Source organism: Arsenophonus nasoniae DSM 15247 (assembly GCF_000429565.1).
Lineage (GTDB): Bacteria > Pseudomonadota > Gammaproteobacteria > Enterobacterales > Enterobacteriaceae > Arsenophonus > Arsenophonus nasoniae.
Window position 1 is genome coordinate 1 of sequence record NZ_AUCC01000234.1, and the last position, 1439, is coordinate 1439.

At 38.1% G+C, this 1439-nt stretch carries 4 protein-coding genes; all 4 read left to right on the forward strand.

Annotated elements, in window-relative coordinates:
• Nucleotides 1–300, forward strand: a 300-nt coding sequence (locus G468_RS22705) for a recombinase RecT (protein ID WP_211229686.1), incomplete at its 5' end; no start/stop codon positions are given.
• Nucleotide 301: 1 nt separating this feature from the next.
• Nucleotides 302–760, forward strand: a complete 459-nt coding sequence (locus tag G468_RS22710; RefSeq protein WP_026824131.1) for a hypothetical protein — start codon at nucleotides 302–304, stop codon at nucleotides 758–760.
• 60 nt (nucleotides 761–820) lie between these two features.
• Nucleotides 821–1063, forward strand: a complete 243-nt coding sequence (gene relB / locus G468_RS0117860; RefSeq protein WP_026824132.1) for a type II toxin-antitoxin system RelB family antitoxin — start codon at nucleotides 821–823, stop codon at nucleotides 1061–1063.
• Nucleotides 1050–1313: a type II toxin-antitoxin system RelE family toxin gene (locus G468_RS0117865; RefSeq protein WP_211229687.1), complete on the forward strand. Its 264-nt coding sequence runs from the start codon at nucleotides 1050–1052 to the stop codon at nucleotides 1311–1313. The genes relB and G468_RS0117865 overlap by 14 nt, the downstream gene beginning before the upstream one ends.
• Nucleotides 1314–1439: the final 126 nt, after the last annotated feature.

Here is a 1439-nt window from a genome sequence, read left to right on the forward strand (position 1 = left end):
GAGCATTTAACGCATCGTCCGTCGTTTGTTGACGGTGATGAGATAGTGAAAGTCTATGCCTTCGCAAAACTTAATAGTGGTGAACTCGTTGTCGAAGTGATGAGTCGTGCTGACGTGGAAAAAATACGGGATACGGTACAAAGCGCAAAATACGACTCAAGTCCGTGGGTGAAGTGGTTTGATAGAATGGCACTCAAGACAGTGATTCATCGCCTCGCTAGACGGCTTCCTTGCGCTTCTGAGCTATTTTTGATGCTTGAGGTATACGAAGGATGTAAATTCAACAGAAAAACCGCTTAGAATGGCTCCTGCTTCGTTTAAACGGCTATCACTGAGGGATGTTCTGCGCGAACGAAACGAAAAACAGCGTCAAAAAGCAGAAACGGTGATAGAAGCACCAACAGAAACACAACCAGCAACCCATCCAAAACTGGAAGCCGCATTAATTGCCCTCGACGATGCCACCGACGAAAAAAACCTTGCTGAAATCGTTGAGTATTGTACAGTATTGTCCGCCGAGTTGTCTGAGGACGAAAAAATACAACTCAGAGAGAAAATTAAAGTTAGCAAAAAGCGGTTAATTCCAGCCAAAAAAGATAGCGAAGTGTGGATCGCAAGGCTGGCCAACGGCACAGGCGACGCTTGGCGATTTCCAGACGGTGAAATCGTCCACGGATTTTTTGAGGCCGAGAGGAAAGCTAAAGAGATGGGCGTGGTACTTGAAAAGAGAAAACAATACCGATTTAGTCCCAGTCATTGACTTAAATGTTATCACTAACCTATAATGTATTTGCAATGCACTTGCATTATAGGTGAGTAAATGGAAAATTTAACCATTAGAATATCCAAACAAGATAAAGAATTGCTGAAAGATTTTGCAGATTTTAACGGTATTTCTGTTTCAAATCTGTTAAGACAGTCAGCGCTTGAACGTATTGAAAATGAAATTGATATCAAGCTTTATCAGCGCGCAAATAAAATTATGAAAGAAATGACTGATGATGATGTTATTAATCATGATGAGCTAATCTCTGATTTAGGTCTTGATGATGTACACAGTTAAATATCATAAAAATATTGTAAAAACTTTAAAAGGAATCAGTAAATCAGACCAATTATTTATTTTATCTTGGATAAATAAAAACCTAATTAACACCAAAAACCCAAGAATTTATGGAAAATCTTTAAATGGAGAAAAAAAAGGTTTATGGCGTTATCGGGTCGGGAATTATCGAATTGTGGTAAATATTCAAGATAAAGAATTAATTATTCTAATAATAGATATTGGTCACAGAAAAGATATTTATCGTTGAGATTGCAAAACAAACGCTAATGACAGGGATGGATACGCAATCGGTGATGAAATTTACGGGTTTAACTGATTCTGAAATGAGCAACTTGATGGTTAGGAATCTCAATCAATACAGTAAGGCATTAAT